The organism is Paenibacillus sp. J31P316, assembly GCF_056269105.1.
The window spans coordinates 343182-359193 of record NZ_JBWDNI010000003.1; the positions used below are offsets into that span (position 1 = coordinate 343182).

Consider the following 16012-nt stretch of genomic DNA (forward strand, 5'->3'; position numbering starts at 1 on the left):
TTAATTAGCGATTCAGTCTAAAACAACAGCGAAAGCCATTCCTGGCGGTCGACCGGCCCGAAATAGACGGTCAGATCGATATCCTCGAGTGCTTCGGCGACGGAAGCGGCGTCGTATTTGACACCCGTGAGCCTGTTCGTGACGTCCGAGACTTCGCCGGTACCGAAGAAATCGCCGAACACGGAAGCCTCGGCAATGATGCCGCCTTCCACGAACAGCCGAACGTCGTAGGTGCCGGCGGACAGCCGCTTCGTCTGACGGACGTTGAATTTCGGCGACCGGCCGTAGTTCCAGTCCCAGCTCCGGTAACGCTCGTCCGCAAGCTTGCCGACGGCGGCCAAATCGGCCTCGCTTAGCCGGTATTCCGCAACTTCGCCGTCGCCGAAGACCGATGCCAGAATGAAAGTCCGGAATTGCCCGATCGTCATCGGTTCTTTCAGAAATTCCGTAATGTTGGCGACCCGGCTTCGAACGGATTTGGTCGCCTTCGATTCGAACTTGAGCGGGTTGACGTTCAGCGCCGAGACGATCGCATCCACTTCCGAATTGAACAGCAGCGTGCCATGGCTGAACATGACGCCTTTGGACGCGAACTGCGCATTGCCGGAAATTTTGCGTTCGCCCACCTGCAGATCGTTGCGCCCCGACAGTTCTGCCTCCACGCCGAGCTTATGCAGTGCTTCGACCACTGGCTCCGTGAATTTGCGGAAGTTATGGAACGACTTGCCGTCATCCTTGGTGATGAAGCTGAAATTGAGGTTGCCGAGGTCATGGTAGACGGCGCCCCCGCCGGACAAGCGCCGGACGACGTGAATGCCGTTCGCCTCGACGAATGCCGCGTTCACTTCCTCGGCCGTATTCTGGTTCTTGCCGATGATGATGGACGGTTCATTAATATAGAAAAGCAGAAAGTCCTGCTCGCCTGCCAAGTGGCGCAGCACGTATTCCTCGAGCGCCAAATTCCAAGCCGGATCGTGGTTGTTGCCGTTGTCGATAAATAGCATGTCTGATCTCACTCCTTACGTTCTATTATACCGCCACGGAGCAGACAGGAACAGCCCGGCGAAGCCGCCGGGCTGTTCGTATTCTTTCCATTATGGGGACGGATCGGGTTCCCGCCCAGCAGCCGTGCGGGCCCGGAATCAGTTTACCGGATAGTCGACGACCACTACGTTCTCCAAGATGCCGGACAGTCCGCTGACGAAGTCCTGGTGGAGCGGATGAGGACCGTAGGAGCGAAGCGCTTCCTGGCTCTCGAACGTCACGCGGAGGCCGAGAGAGTAGCCGTGAATGTTAGCCGTTTCCTCGGTAACGTTCAGGCCTGCCGTGATGTCGACGATGCCGGGAATACGTCCTCTGAAAGCCAGCAGCTTAGCCACCAATTCCTGTTCACGCTCCGGCGTGATGGCTGCATTGAATTTGAAAATGACGAGATGCTCGTACAAGTTGACACGCTCCTCAATAATCGTTTGGATGGACTTGCCTTCATTATATACGGGAAGGAGGCTGCTGGGCCAGTTTTGCGGACGAGTCAGATAACACTGTCCTATCCGAAGCTGAATAGCGGTAAGATCGAAGCCTTGGATGGATTGGCCTGACATGGGGGCGGTTCTGTCCGGGCTTTTTGCTTGCTTTTGGCATGCATGATCATCGAGGCGCGCCTCCGGCGGCAGAAGCTCCGTAATTTTTTGTGAAAAATAGGGGCTGTCCGCGTTTTTTACCTGTAATGGAATAGGAATTCGCGGCATTTACAGGTATAATAGCGCTTAGGGATTTATCGGGCGGCGGTCTTCATGTCGCCGGCGCCCCAAAAATTTAACGGTATAAGGAGTATTCAAATGGCAAAAACATTGATTTTCGGACACAAAAACCCGGACACCGACACAATCTGCTCGGCTCTTGCTTACGCAGACCTCAAGACAAAGCTCGGCCAAGAAGTGGAAGCCATTCGTCTCGGCGAAGTCAGCGGCGAAACGCAATACGCGCTGGATCAATTCAAAGTAGCCGCACCGCGCCTCGTAGAGACGGTATCGAACGAAGCGAGCACCGTCATCTTGGTTGATCACAACGAGCGCCAACAAAGCGCGAGCGATATCGATAAAGTACGCGTGCTTGAAGTTATCGACCACCACCGGATCGCGAACTTCGAGACGGCGCACCCGCTGTATTACCGCTGCGAGCCAGTCGGCTGCACGGCAACGATCCTGAACAAAATGTATAAAGAAAACGGCATTGCGATCGAAAGCAGCATCGCAGGCCTGATGCTTTCCGCCATCATCTCCGATTCCCTGCTGTTCAAATCGCCGACCTGCACGCCTGAAGACGTTGCGGCAGCACGCGAACTGGCAGCAATCGCAGGCGTAGACGCCGACGCGTACGGCCTGGAAATGCTGAAAGCCGGCGCTGACCTGAGCCAAAAAACGATCGCGCAGCTGATCTCGCTGGATTCGAAAGAATTCACGATGGGCAGCAGCAAGGTCGAAATCGCGCAAGTCAACGCAGTCGACGTGAACGACGTTCTCTCCCGCCAAGCAGAAGTCGAAGCGGCACTGAACGCGATCATCGCGGACAAAGGCCTGGACCTGTTCGTATTCGTCGTCACGGATATCCTCAACAACGATTCCGTTGCTCTGGCGCTCGGCAACAAGGCCGGCGCCGTCGAAGAAGCATACGGCGTGAAGCTTGACGACAACAAAGCGGTGCTGAAAGGCGTCGTATCCCGCAAATCGCAAATCGTTCCCGTCCTGACGGAAACGCTGAGCAAATAAGCATCTTGCAAAAGGAAACCCCGCGCGGCCTGGTGGCTGCGCGGGGTTTTTGCGTTCGGAAGGGTTGGGGCAGGGCAGGGCAGGGAGCGGAATTGGGGAGCCGTTTGCCCCATATAGGGGGGTGTCGCAGCCCGGTTCACCACGGAATGGTATTCGCGCGGCGCGATGGCTTCCATTTCAGCGTATTCGTCGCCAGGAGCGCAAGGAAGTAGAGCAGCAAGGCAGCCGTGATCGATAGGGCGACGCTCCACAGCTGCGGCAGTCCTTCGGCAGTCAGAAAGTCGAGGCTTGCGCGGCCGCCTAACGCCATCAGCACCATGCAGAAGCCGACTTTTATGTACGGCTGAACGTTCACATAGATGCCGATCGAGCCGGATATCGAGAAGAAGTTCAGCAGCGTCTGCATGACAAGACCGATCCCGATGCCGTACGTGACGCCGACGATGCCGAATTGGCTGCCGAAGACCAGTATGGCGACGGCTTTGAACGCCGTGGAGATGACATAGTTCCACAGCGTGGCGCTTGCGCGCCCGAGTCCGAGCAAGATCGCATGAAGCGGCGCGTCGAAATAATGCATCAGGAAGAGGGGAGCCATGATTTTCAGCAGCAAGCCCGCTTCCGGCGCGTTATAGATGAGCGTCGTGAGGGGAGTGGCCCAAACGAACAAGATCACGGTCGCCGGCGCGCCGACCTTCAGCCCCAGCGTCAGCGCCTGATTCATCCTCTCGTGCATGAGCAGGCCGTTCTTGTTCGCAGCTGCCTCGCCGATCGCCGGCACGAGCGCAGTGGATAACGATTGCGTAATGAAGCCGGGCATGAACAGCAGCGGGAACGCGTAGCCGGCGAGCATGCCGAACTGCTTGGTGGCGAGTGCCGTGCTGACGCCGGCCATGGCCAGGCTGGTCGCGATGAGCAAGGGCTGGAACGCGCTGTACAGCGATTGAATGACGCCTTGGCCGGTCGTCGGCAGACCGATCTTTAGCAGCTCGGCGAGCGTGCTTTTGCCGTGCTTCAAGTGGCTCGCCCACGTCTCGCCGGGAACCCGCTTTTCGCCGTAAAGCTTGTAGCTTGTCATGAGGAACAGCAGGCTGATCGCCTCGCTGATCACGGAGGCGGCCATCGCGCCGGCAGCCGCATAAGCGATGCCGTAAGGCAGGAGCAGATGGACTAGCGCAAGCACGCAGGCAATCTGCACCGAATACTCGAGCACGTCCGAAGCGGCGATCGTTTTCATTTGCTGCATCCCGCGAAAGTACCCCTTCAGCACGGCGGAGACGGCGATGATCGGGGCGATTGGCGTAATCGCGAGCATGGCATAATAGGCGCGCTGATCGCTCAGCATAATGGAGGCGATCCAGTGGGAGCCCAGAAGCGACACGGCGGTAAGCGTGATGCTCAGCACGCCGGTGACGGCAAGCGACACGTGCAGGATGCGCCTTACTTTCAACCGCTCGTCGCGCGCGTAGGCTTCGGCGACCAGCTTCGAGATCGCCACGGGCAAGCCCAGCTCCGTAATCGTAATGACGAGCGGCACGAGCGGATGCGCCATCATCAAGAGACCGATCCCTTCCGCTCCAAGCACGCGAGCGACGAACATGCCGCTGATAAAGCCAAGAATACGGTTGATGAACGCAGCGACAGATAAGGCAATCGTTCCTCGCATGAACGACTGCTCCCGTTGAGCCATGGCATTGTCCTCCTGTTTATCGAATACTTAAATGTATTCAGCATTTGGAAAAGCATGCGAACGAGCTGGCGGCATTGCTTGCCTAGCAGGTGAAGAGAGTGCGATGCGAGCAAGAGGGTGAACCATTCGACTACATGGCGGGTGAAGTAGGGGAAATGTGAGCAAGAGGGTGAACCATTCGACTACTTGGTGGGGGAAGTAGGGGAAATGCGAGCAAGAGGGTGAACCATTCGACTACTTGGTGGGGGAAGTAGGGGAAATGCGAGCAAGAGGGTGAACCATTCGACTACTTGGTGGGGGAAGTAGGAGAAATGTGAGCAAGAGGGTGAACCATTCGACTACATGGCGGGGGAAGTAGGGGAAATGCGAGCAAGAGGGTAAACCATTCGACTACATGGTGAGGGATGCAGGAGGAATGGGGGCAAGAAGGTGAACCATTCGACTACATGGTGAGGGATGTAGGAGAAATGTGAGCAAGAGGGTGAACCATTCGACTACTTGGTGGGTGAAGTAGGAGGAATGGGGGTAAGAGGGTGAACCATTCGACTACATGGTGGGTGAAGTAGGGGGAATGGGGGCAAGAGGGTGAATGGTTCGACTACATGGTGGTGAACTAGGGGGAATGCGAGCAAGAGGGTGAATGGTTCGACTACATGGCGGGGGAAGTAGGGGAAATGGGGGCAAGAGGGTGAACCATTCGACTACATGGTGGGTGAAGTAGGAGGAATGGGGGCAAGAGGGTGAATCATTCGACTACATGGTGGGGGAAGTAGGAGAAATGCGAGCAAGAGGGTAAACCATTGGACTACATGGCGGGTGAAGTAGGGGAAATGCGAGCAAGAGGGTAAACCATTGGACTACATGGCGGGTGAAGTAGGGGAAATATGAGCAAGAGGGTGAACCATTCGACTACATGGTGGGTGAAGTAGGAGGAATGGGGGCAAGAGGGTGAACCACTCGACTACATGGTGGGTGAAGTAGGCGGAATGGGGGCAAGAGGGTGAACCAATCGACTACATGGCGGGTGAAGTAGGAGGAATGGGGGCAAGAGGGTGAACCATTCGACTACATGGTGAGGCGTAAGTGCACGACATGCGCTATTTCGCAAATATGCGGGCGGTCGGCAAAAGTAACTTGCAGGCGCATGCCCCGAGTTAAAATAAAACAAAGAACCCTGGATACCGCTTATGGTAAGCGATCTCCAGGGTTCAGGGTTCTTCGTCATGTATTCCAGTGAGTATTCGAGTGTGCTGCTCGCATTTTACTTGCCGGCGCTCAGGCCGATGCTGACGATTTTGTAGCCGGCCACCGGAACGGTCGCGGAACCGCCTTCGCCGATGCGCGCGCCGTTGTCTTCTTCTAGCACGTTGCTCTCGTACAGCGCGGCATCGCGGTTCGCACCGACGCGCAGCTCGCTCGGCTCGCCGGACAGGTTATACCAGCGAGCTACCAAGTCGCCGCGGTCTTCGTTGACTTTCAGGCTGGAGAGCGCAAGGCCGGAGCCGGCGCTGTTCCAGCTGAGCAGACTTTGCTGTGGCGCAAGCGGACCGGCATGCAGGCCGGTTTGGACGGCTTGCAACGGCACTTGGAAGCCGTACGCCGCTTGATAAGCGCGGAATCGATCTTCTTCGCCGCCATGCGGAAGGAGAATCCACTCCGCCTCGTTATGGCCCAAGCACTGTGCATCCGGCGTCGGGAATACGCCCCAGTCGCCCAGCTCGCCCGTGGAGCGAAGAATCGTAACGGCGATCGTGCCGCTGCCGTCGCGCAGCACCTCGTATTCATTAAGCCCCTTGTTGCCGACCGTCAGGCCGCGGCCCGCTTCATGCACGTCGACGAATGCGCTTTGGTGCTGGCAGTTGCTTGGGTTGACCCACTCCGGATTCGGAACCGTCGCCCGCTCCGCTACTTCGAAGATGGAGTCCGCATAATGCTTCGCCGCCGATACGCCGGATGGAAGCATAACCCGCAGACGGTGATCCTTGGATGGATTGACGAAGCTCGCATGCACGCGGACACCTCGCTCGGATCGGCTCAGACCGACGCGCGTCACGATGGTCAGCGGAACGCGCTTGCTCGAACGCTGCGCCTGGCGCTCCAGGAACGGCACCATCGTCGCGATTTCGGACTGGAGCCGCTCATCGGCGCTTTCCGGAATGTCGAGCGTATGCGTGATTTCGTAAACGGCGCGGTGCGGAGCGTTCTCGACGAGTCGAATGTCGGCCGCGAGACCGCGCGTCGTAATGGCCGTATCGCCGTTTGGCTGCTTGAAAATATATTCGTTGCCGACATCGCCTACATTCTCATAATAGCCGAGACCGTCGAACGTCTGGCCGTTCGACTTGTCGAGTACCGTCAGCGTGCCGTCCGTTTGGATGCTTACGCGCAGGAATTCGTTCTCCAGCGTGTTCGTCGCCGTAACGAACGAAGCGGCTGCCGGTCCGTTCTCTGCCCCAGCGGAAGGAATCCAGGCGAACGAAGCGTAGCCCATTGCCGGAACGGCCGACGCTTCGAACGTAACGGACACGACGCGGGCAAAATACGGCTGCCGGAATTTATCGTTCGGCAGATCATAGCCGAACCGAACGCCGAGATCGGCGCTTACGAACGGAATCCGCGTGCCGTCGGCATCGACGAGGTAACCGTGTGCCGTCGTGTCGCGTCCGACGATTGCGGCTGTCTCCGCCTGCGCTTCGCCCGGCTTGAAATACCGCCGTCCGAGCTCCAGCTCCACCGTCACGACGCCGGCACCTTCGTATCCGCTCGTGCTGAACACCGCGAACGGCGCGCTGTCATGGCCAATGGCCGCGAAGCCGGTGGTATCTATCTGTCCGCTTAAGAAAGCCATGCTGTCCGCGATCACGGAAGCGGCAACGCCTTTGCTCTTCTCGAAGCGGGTTTTCATCTCGTGATAGACTTCATCGACGCTGCAGCCGCAGATGCTGTCATGCGGGTGGTTCTGCATCAGCGTGCGCCAAGCGTAATTCAGCAGACCGTGCGGATAAGGCCGGCCTTGCGCGTGCGCGAACGCGGCGAGCGGTTCGGCGATTTTCTCCAGCATCGTTTGGTTCTGTTGGTTCAACTGCTTGATGTAGATACGCGCCGATGCGGTATTGACGAGAGAGAACCAGCCGTCCGTGCGCTGTCCGCGCAGCTCGCCTTTAATGGTGCTGAGCGCCGGCGGCAGATCGGCATGAACCGCTTTGACGTAATCGTCCCAATTCGAATGGATGAATTCGTAATCTGGATAGAGCTCCCGCGCGGTGCGGAGCGCCGCGGACAAATTCGCTTGCGCGGGCTGATGGTCACAGCCGTTCATGAGGAGCAGATGGCGCGTCGACGCGTACCGGGAAGCACTCGCGATCGCGTTATCCCAGAAGGCTTTGGCCGCGGCCGGCTCCTCGGGGATTTCCATGCCGTTGTTGTACCAGTTGGCGAACAGAATGCCGAGCACGCGGGAGCCGTCCGGCGAATCCCAATTCATCTCCGAATAAGGCGACTCCAGATCCGGCGATTCCGAGACGCTGTTGTTGAAGCCGGTCGCTTTCACGCCCCGTCCGAATACCGCCGTCGTGATTCCCGCCTGCTGCATGAGCTGCGCCGCCTGCCCCATGTTGCCGAAGGAGTCCGGGAAATAGCCGAGCTTCGATACCGGGCCGAAAGCGCGGCTGTCGCGGTGGCCGATCTGTAGGTTGCGCACATTGGCTTCGCTGCTCGTCAGGAATTCATCCTGCAAAATATACCAAGGTCCGGCGGACAAGCGGCCTTCCTGCACGAGTTGAACGAGCTTCTCGCGTTTCTCGGGATAGACCTGCAGATAGTCGTCTAGCACGATCGTCTGCCCGTCGAGATAGAAGCTGCGGTACTCCGGATCGCGGTCCATGACGGCCAGCAATTCGTCCATCGTTTGGATCAGCTTGGCATGATGGGCTTCGTAAGGCATATACCACTCGCGGTCCCAGTGGGTATGGGAGATGACGTGAATGACGGCTTTGGGCTGTGTGGATGACATGAGGAGGCAGACCCCTTTTCAGATAGAATGGAATAATAAAATATGTTTTAATCATAATCCGATCGCGGGCGTCTGTAAATAACGGATATGAAAACATCCCGCAAGCATGAAGCTTGCGGGATGTGGGAGACTTGCGGTTGGGCGAGTAAGACGGTTCGCTCGCGGGCTCTGCGGATAATTGGAATGAAGTATACTTGCAGCTTACGCCGTTCTAGCAGCTAGCTCCGATGGGGAGCTCCGGCGGACTCGCGGTCGACCAGCTTGGTGGGCAGTACGATCTTCGCGCCAGCCCGCTCCTCCGCCGGCGCCAGCACGAGCTTCGCCGCCTCGCGTCCGATGCCGTGGAAATCCTGCTCGACCGTCGTGAGCGGCACTTCCAAATGCGCCGTAAAAGTAAGATTGTCAAAGCCTGTAATGGACAGGCGGCCGGGAACGTCGATGCCCCGCTGCAAAGCGGCCTTCAGAAGATAAGTGGCGGAGTAGTCGTTCACGACGACCGCCGCGGTCGGAGCAGGCTCGACGGCAAGCAGCTTGTCCAGCAGCAGCTTGGCATCCTCGGCTTCGCTGCGCTGCCCGGATTCGTCGGAGGGAACCGAGGGCTGCCCTTGTCCTTGACCGGCATCCAGCGTAATGAGCCATTCGGGCTTCGGCGCGATGCCTGCTTCGATGAGCGCGCTGCAATACCCTTTGTAGCGGTCGCTGATGGAGACGGCCTCGTTCCATACCGGGCAGACGAAGGCTAGCCGGCGATGTCCGAGCCCGATGAGATGCGAGGCGATACTTCGGCCCGCAGCCGCATTGTCGGAGATAACGAGCGGCGCATCCAAGCCGTCCACGCTCCGGTCGATCAGCGCGTAAGGGATGCCTTCGATCGCCAGGCTGCCGAACACGTCGATGTTCTTATAGCTGGAGACGGGGTATACGATGATGCCGCTCACGCGGTCTTTGGCGAGCTTCTGAATAATGGCGCGCTCGATGGCGTCGTCGTATTTGGAGTTGTGAAACGTGACATAGAAGCCCCGCTCCGCGCATTCTTCCTCGACCCCGCGGAACATCTCGTAGCCGATGCTTTCGTTGAACGGCATGACGAGCGAGATGACGGGGATCGGCAGGGGAGCGCCTCCCGCTGCCGCCGATGCGCTGTCTTGCGCCTGTCCGGCCGGTGCAGTTCCTAGCCCTTCTGCCTGTGCTCCCTGCGCCGAATCAGCCGATGGGCCAGCCAGCGGTTCCGTTACGAACGTGCCGGCCTTCTTGATGCGTTTCACGTATCCCAATGTTTCCAATTGTCGCATGGCATGGGTGACCGTGATGGCGCTGACGCCGAATTGCTGCGCGATCTCCGGTCCGTTCGGCAGCTTATCCCCGGCCTTCAGCAGGCCTGCCGCGATGTGCTCCTTATAGTAGTCGATGATGATCTGATAACGGGGCTTATGGTCTGTCACGTTTATCCTCCCGAGCATGTCCGCAGCATTATGATATGTTTTAATAGTATACGGCAAATGCATAGGTTGCGCTAGAGGACGGGTGAGCTCTGGGCACTAGGAAGACGGGCATCCCCAGTCTGGTTAGCTGGACAGCGCCTGATCGAATGCGGCTGCCAGTTCCTTCGCATCCTCTTCCTCGATCGCGCCGCCGATGACCAAATTCCCGCCCGTGATCGGAGCGGTGACGCTCGGCGACAAGAGAAGCTTCTCATTCAGGTAGACCGAGATCGTTTCGCCGACATGCTCGCTCGTCAAGGTTTCGAGCTTCTTCGGATCCTTGAAAGTCATGCTGACCTGATAGCCGCCTTCCGCGGTAAAACGGATCTCGCTGATCTGAACGGAGCCCGGGACGATATCGTCGGTGGAGGCGAGAATGTGTCCGAGCTTGTCTTTGAAATAGATATCGGCCTTCGTGAATTTACGAAGCAGCTCGATAGTCTTGTTATAGTGATCCAGCGCCTCAGCCGGTTCGAGATCATAGAGGAAGCCTAGTCCTTTCTCGGCAAGACTTTTCCCTAATAAAGCCTCATCGAGCGGCTTGAAGCCGTTATCGTCCAGCAGATTGGCATCCGCGCCAAGCGCAAGCAGATAATCGGCAAGTTCGACATTACCCATTATCGCCGCCTCGTGCAGCATGCTGTCTTGAGATTGCCTCATGACGATATTTCCGTAAGGAGATTCCTGATAATTGATCGGGAAGCCCGCATCCAGGAAAGCTTGAATCATCGCGGTGCTTTTCACGAAGACGTAAGGGACGGTTCCGTCGACGCTTACGGGAATCGTCAGCTCGTGCCAGTCCTTCAGAATCCGCTTAAGCGCCTCGACTTGATCTCGCATAACGTACCCGATCAATTCCTCCTGATGACCGGATAACGCCCAATAGATACCTTCCACATGCGCCTCGAGCGTGCCTCCGCCAGCCTCGACGATAAAGCGCAGCGGCACATACGACGTCCCGTTCACGTTCGTCAACGGAATCGACATCGCCTTCGTCTTGCCGTCCACGACAGCCGTTGCGGCATTCTGCTTTAAGACGATGACATGGCCGTCGTTCGTGAGACGCCACGTTTTGCTTGCCGGCACCCAGCTAAGGTCGAGCTTCAAGGCGCTCGCCGCGGTTCTCAGCGCGATCATGTTCTCGGTGTTGCCTTTGTTCGCGATGCGGGTGTATTTGACCGGAGCGCCATCGATGTACAGCGCCGCAGGGGAGCTGACGGAGGGGATAGTCAGCTAAAGCCGGGGCGTCGGCTGCGCCGCCTGGGCTTTCTGAGTCGCCGGCAGGGACAAGCTGAAGGCGCAGAGCAGTGCGATGAGCGCGACTGTGATCTTTTTCATAACAAAACCTCATTTCATAGAGAGAATAATAGCCATGCTCATAGTATAAATTCCTGAAATTGGGATGTACACAAAATGATGGCTTGCCCGAACAAACCATATCGTCTGCAAACGCTTCATATGGTATCGTGAACGTACGCCCAACTCGATAGAACCGCACCTGATCTCGGTAAAAATAGCCATACGATTCGGGGGTGCCGTCTGTTATGGTAGCGGTACGGGAGCAAAGGAGACCAGGGGGACATGGTACGCTATATGACGAATCCGCTTACGCGGATGAACGTAAAACAACAAATTATTTTGCTCTTCGTCGTCATGGTCAGCCCGATCCTGCTCTTGCAGTGGTATGGCAACACGAAGGCCGAGCAAATCCTGAAGAACCACGTGACGGATGCGTACGCGGAGCTGAACAAGCAGAACATCGCCTTGCTGGGCCGGGATATCGACACCGTGACGAAGATTACGACGACGATCGTGCAAAATCCGCTCACGCAGCAGCTGATTCCGAATCCCAAGGACACCGTGTTCGAACGGGTTCAGGAGTACGCGAAGCTCGACAAGCTTATCGCGGGCTATTCCATCGGCGTCAACGGCGGGGAGGCGGTCTACTACAGCCTGTACGTGTACGATCCCAACAATTATTACTCGTTCGCGCCCAAGATTCCGATGACCCAGACGGGCGTGTATTTCTTCCAGGATCAAGATAAACCCGAATGGTTCGACGAGGCGGTCGCCAAGAAAGGCGACGGGTACATGAAGCTGATCCGCACGAACATCGGCTTCTCGACGCAGACGACGCTGGCGTATATCCGCTCGGTGTCCAATATTAGCGATTACGGCGTCATCGGCGTACTGGTCGCGACCAAGATGGACAAAAAAATAGAAGAGTCCTTGCGGAGCGTCTCGCTGCCGGACGGACAAATTTATTTCACCGACGGCCAGAACCGCGTGCTTACCGCGACGACGCCGAGCATGATCGGCTCCACGCTCCAGCTTCCGCCGGAAGCGGCCACGAAGAAAGCGGACCAGGACGGCATGATCAACATCATCACGCCGGAATTCATCTATGTCATCAACGACAACCATCTGCTGCAGCAGAAGCTCGTCTACAAAATCCCGGTGCAATCGCTCCTGCTGCAGCAGAACGAACTGAAGCGCGTGATCCAGTTAATTTCCGTCGTGTACATCCTGCTCGGGATCATCATCATGCTCTATTTCTGGCAATCGCTCATGAATCCGCTTACGAGGCTCGCGCATTTCGTCCGTTCGTTCGAGCCGGGCCGGCGCGTGCCGGAGACGCCGGGCAAAGGGCGCAAGGACGAGGTCGGCCAGCTGATCGCGGCACTCTATGACATGGCCAGACGCCTGAACGTGCTCATTCATTATAAGTACCAAAGCGAGATCAAGGAGAAAGAATCGCAGCTGCAGCTGCTCTACCAGCAGATCAACCCGCATCTGCTCTACAATACGCTCGAGAGCATCTATTGGAAGAGCTCGCTCGAAGGCAATTCGGAATCCGCGGAGATGATCAAGGAGCTGTCCAAGCTGATGAAGATCAGCCTGAGCCGCGGCCGCGAGCTGATCGCGCTGGAGGAAGAGATGGAGCATGCCAAAGCGTACATCAGCTTGCAGTCGAAGCGTTACGAATACACCTTCTCGGTCAGCTGGAACGTACCGGAAGAGCTGCGGAACAATCTGATTCCCAAAATCACCCTGCAGCCGCTGATCGAGAATTCCATCATCCACGGCGTGCGCCACATGGGCGAAGACGGGGAAATCCTCATCTCGGCCAACCTGCTGGACGGCGACAAAGTGATGATCCGCGTCGAGGACAACGGCTACAAGAAAGTCGATTTCGACGCGATCCACCGCCTTCTTAATGAAGAGAAAGGCAATCCGTCGATCGGCTACGGCATCCGCAACCTGCACCAGCGGATCCAACTGCATTTCGGCAAAAGCTACGGCATCCGCTACGAGAAGCGCGAAGGGCACGGCACGACCGCGATCATCGTCCTGCCGCGCATGCAGGAGCAGGAGCTGCCGGAGGCGGAGTCGTTGAATTCTTGAGATGGCGGGGACCGGCTGGCGTTGAGAAGTATGATTTGAGGATTGAATGTATTACTTTCGATGTTGAAAGTGACCGGAGAGTCAGTATGGAGTCGGAACGAAGCTTATGCTTACGAAGCCGGTGAATGCTGTATTCCCTGTCCTCCGACAGGGAACGCAAACCAATCACCTCAAGCGGTCGCCTTTGTATTCGAATTTCTACATCTACTCACTTATATAATCAGAGAAATTCGAAATACAACAGCGAGTGGAGACCCATACTGACCGCAGGTCATGCATTCTCACTTGGCATTTATTTTCAAACAGGGGGGAACTAACGATGTACAACATCCTGGTCGTCGACGACGAACCGTTGATTTGCAAAGGCCTCTGCAGCCTGCTCAGCTCCTCGGGGCTGGCCATATCGCAATTGTTCACGGCGCATAACGGCTACGAAGCGATGGATTATTTGCGCATGGAGGACATCGACCTGCTCGTCACGGACATCCAGATGGGCGAGATGAGCGGCATCGAGCTCATGCATCAGGCCAAAATGATCAAGCCGTGGCTGCAGGCCATCGTCATCTCCGCGCACGAGACGTTCCAATACGCCCAGCTCGCCATTCGGCTCGGGGCAAAGGATTACCTCATCAAACCGCTGAACGGCGACCAATTCCTCGATTCCGTGCGCAACGTGCTGCTGAGCGTCAACAAGATCATCCCGTCGCAGGACGAGACGCTCGCCGGCTTCCGCGAGCAGTTCCGCCTAGAGCAGCCGTCCGCGGAACGCAACGAATGGCTGAACAAGCTGACGGCGGATCCCGCTTCCGCGGACGCGACCGTCGCCGCGCTGAGAACCCGGTTCGGCACGGATCTGTCCGGGCCGTATTATTCCGTCTTCCGCGTGCAGCTGGGCCTTTCGTCCGAGCTGCTTCAGTACGCCGCGCTCAACGTCGCCATGGAGCTGCTCGACCAGGAATGGGGCCCAGTCGCGTTCTATTCGGGCGACGATGCGGTGTGCATCATCATTCAGTGGAGCGATGCGCGCTACGAGGAGAACGGCACGAACAAGATCAATCAGCTCGATATGCTGGGCCGCAGCCTGCATACGAACATTTCGAACTATTTGCGGCTGCCGTGCGTCGTCGGCATCAGCCAGATTTTGCGCGGCGCCGCGTTCATCGGCGAGCTCGGGCAGCAGGCGGCCAAGGCGATCCGGTGGAACGAGGAACACAAGGAGCTCGGCGTCTTTTATTACGGCGACTTTAATTACGGCCGTTACGCGCAGGATCCGACCGAAGAAGAAATGACCGCGCAGAACAACATGATCGTCGAGAAATCGAAGGCGTACATCGACGCGCATTACGCCCAGAAAGGGCTCACGCTGCACGAGGTGGCGCAGAAGAACCATGTCAGCCCGAACTACCTCAGCTACCTGTTCAAGAAGGACACGGGCCATAACTTGTGGGAGTACGTCATCAAGCTGCGAATGGAAGAGAGCCGCAGGCTGATCCTGAATACCGACCTGCGCCGTTACGAAATCGCCGAGCGCGTCGGCTACGAGTCGCCGGAGCATTTCAGCAAAATTTTCAAAAAATACTTCGGCGTCAGCCCGACCGAGCTGAAGAAATAGGCAGCGCGAAAACAACGAGTAATATCGCCTACCATCCCCATAGATCTGCACATGTTCGGCCCGCGCCTGCGACTCTACAATGAGAATAGGCAAGAAGAACGTCCGAAGGCGCCTCCCCGCGGAGAGAGCCGGAAGCCGTTTCTTCTGGGAAAGAGCATGAAAGAGGGGACACTATGCGTATTACCGCACGACTTCGCAAACATCTTTGGGGCTATTTGTTTCTTGTGCCCGCGGCCGTCATTTTCGTGTTGTTCCTGTGGATGCCGATTATCAAAGGCTTCGTGTACAGCTTCTATCACATCGATTTCGTCAAAGGCAACACGTTCGCCGGCGTGGACAACTACAAGACGGTCTTCCACGATCCGGACGTCCGGACGGCGGTCAAGAACACGCTGTACTACATGTTCTTGTGCCTGATCATGGGCTTCTGGGTACCGATCGTCTTCGCGATCGCCATCTCCGAACTGAGACGGTTCCAAGGGTTCGTCCGCGTGGCGGCTTACCTGCCGAACGTCATTCCCGTCGTGGTGTTGTACGGTCTGTGGCGCTGGCTTTACGACCCGGTCGGACCGATCAACGCGACCATCACGAGCTTCGGCAAGGACCCGGTCTCCTTCATGACCGATACGAATTGGTCCATGATCTCGCTCGTCTTCATGGAGACGTGGCAGCAGTTCGGATCGGCGATGCTGATCTATCTGGCGGCCGTGCTCAGCATTCCTCGCGATCTGTACGAAGCGGCGGAGATCGACGGCGCCGGGGTATGGAAACGCATCCGTCACATCACCCTTCCGTTCATCCGCAACATTATCGTGCTGCTGTTCGTGTTACAGCTCATCGCGACCTCGCAAGGCTATCAATCCCAGATGGCGATGCTCGACGGCGGCCCGAACCAGGCGACGCTGACGTATGCGCTGCTGATCGTCAAATACGCCTTCACGAGACTCGACTACGGCGCGGCTTCCTCGCTCGGCGTGTTGATGTTCCTCGTACTTGGCGGACTTGCGGTGCTGCAGCATAGACTTTCGAGCAGAGAGGTGAACTAAG

At 57.3% G+C, this 16012-nt stretch carries 10 protein-coding genes; 4 read left to right on the plus strand and 6 right to left on the minus strand.

Features of this window, described 5'->3' with window-relative positions:
* Positions 1–17: 17 nt before the first annotated feature.
* Entirely contained in the window at positions 18–1004 is a 987-nt protein-coding gene (locus tag AC0YNU_RS12650; RefSeq protein ID WP_475756871.1) for a lipoate--protein ligase, read from the minus strand.
* 138 nt (positions 1005–1142) lie between these two features.
* On the minus strand, positions 1143–1445 hold the full coding sequence (locus AC0YNU_RS12655) for a Dabb family protein (protein WP_475756874.1): 303 nt from the start codon (positions 1443–1445) through the stop codon (positions 1143–1145).
* A 393-nt stretch (positions 1446–1838) separates the two neighbouring features.
* Between AC0YNU_RS12655 and AC0YNU_RS12660 the strand changes: the two genes are divergently transcribed.
* The gene (locus AC0YNU_RS12660; protein WP_475756876.1) at positions 1839–2768 is read left to right on the plus strand and encodes a manganese-dependent inorganic pyrophosphatase; all 930 of its coding nucleotides are present in this window, start codon (positions 1839–1841) and stop codon (positions 2766–2768) included.
* Positions 2769–2904: 136 nt separating this feature from the next.
* Here the strand turns inward: AC0YNU_RS12660 and spoVB are convergent, their stop codons facing one another.
* The 4 genes from spoVB to AC0YNU_RS12680 all read right to left on the minus strand — a co-directional run bounded on the left by spoVB (position 2905) and on the right by AC0YNU_RS12680 (position 11181).
* Positions 2905–4455 (minus strand): stage V sporulation protein B, encoded by a 1551-nt coding sequence (spoVB, locus tag AC0YNU_RS12665; RefSeq protein WP_475756878.1) that lies wholly within the window; start codon positions 4453–4455, stop codon positions 2905–2907.
* Positions 4456–5716: 1261 nt separating this feature from the next.
* The gene (locus AC0YNU_RS12670) at positions 5717–8467 is read right to left on the minus strand and encodes an alpha-mannosidase (RefSeq protein WP_475756880.1); all 2751 of its coding nucleotides are present in this window, start codon (positions 8465–8467) and stop codon (positions 5717–5719) included.
* Between the two features lie 218 nt (positions 8468–8685).
* Positions 8686–9909: a GntR family transcriptional regulator gene (locus AC0YNU_RS12675; RefSeq protein ID WP_475756882.1), complete on the minus strand. Its 1224-nt coding sequence runs from the start codon at positions 9907–9909 to the stop codon at positions 8686–8688.
* Positions 9910–10032: 123 nt separating this feature from the next.
* Positions 10033–11181, minus strand: coding sequence for a copper amine oxidase N-terminal domain-containing protein (locus AC0YNU_RS12680; RefSeq protein ID WP_475757964.1), 1149 nt, complete (start codon positions 11179–11181; stop codon positions 10033–10035).
* A gap of 348 nt (positions 11182–11529) precedes the next feature.
* Between AC0YNU_RS12680 and AC0YNU_RS12685 the strand changes: the two genes are divergently transcribed.
* From AC0YNU_RS12685 to AC0YNU_RS12695, 3 genes are all read left to right on the plus strand, one after another.
* Positions 11530–13353: a cache domain-containing sensor histidine kinase gene (locus AC0YNU_RS12685; protein WP_475756884.1), complete on the plus strand. Its 1824-nt coding sequence runs from the start codon at positions 11530–11532 to the stop codon at positions 13351–13353.
* A 319-nt stretch (positions 13354–13672) separates the two neighbouring features.
* Positions 13673–14965 carry a response regulator gene (locus AC0YNU_RS12690; protein WP_475756886.1) on the plus strand — a complete coding sequence of 431 codons (1293 nt, stop codon included), beginning with the start codon at positions 13673–13675 and terminating at the stop codon, positions 14963–14965.
* Positions 14966–15138: 173 nt separating this feature from the next.
* Positions 15139–16011, plus strand: coding sequence for a carbohydrate ABC transporter permease (locus tag AC0YNU_RS12695; protein ID WP_475756888.1), 873 nt, complete (start codon positions 15139–15141; stop codon positions 16009–16011).
* Position 16012: the final 1 nt, after the last annotated feature.

What these genes read in the sequence shown, in the direction of transcription:
- AC0YNU_RS12650 (WP_475756871.1), bottom strand. Translation starts at nt 1,004, where the DNA reads ATGCTATTTATCGACAACGGCAACAACCACGATCCGGCTTGGAATTTG.
- AC0YNU_RS12660 (WP_475756876.1), top strand. Translation starts at nt 1,839, where the DNA reads ATGGCAAAAACATTGATTTTCGGACACAAAAACCCGGACACCGACACA.
- spoVB (WP_475756878.1), bottom strand. Translation starts at nt 4,455, where the DNA reads ATGGCTCAACGGGAGCAGTCGTTCATGCGAGGAACGATTGCCTTATCT.
- AC0YNU_RS12670 (WP_475756880.1), bottom strand. Translation starts at nt 8,467, where the DNA reads ATGTCATCCACACAGCCCAAAGCCGTCATTCACGTCATCTCCCATACC.
- AC0YNU_RS12685 (WP_475756884.1), top strand. Translation starts at nt 11,530, where the DNA reads ATGGTACGCTATATGACGAATCCGCTTACGCGGATGAACGTAAAACAA.
- AC0YNU_RS12690 (WP_475756886.1), top strand. Translation starts at nt 13,673, where the DNA reads ATGTACAACATCCTGGTCGTCGACGACGAACCGTTGATTTGCAAAGGC.
- AC0YNU_RS12695 (WP_475756888.1), top strand. Translation starts at nt 15,139, where the DNA reads ATGCGTATTACCGCACGACTTCGCAAACATCTTTGGGGCTATTTGTTT.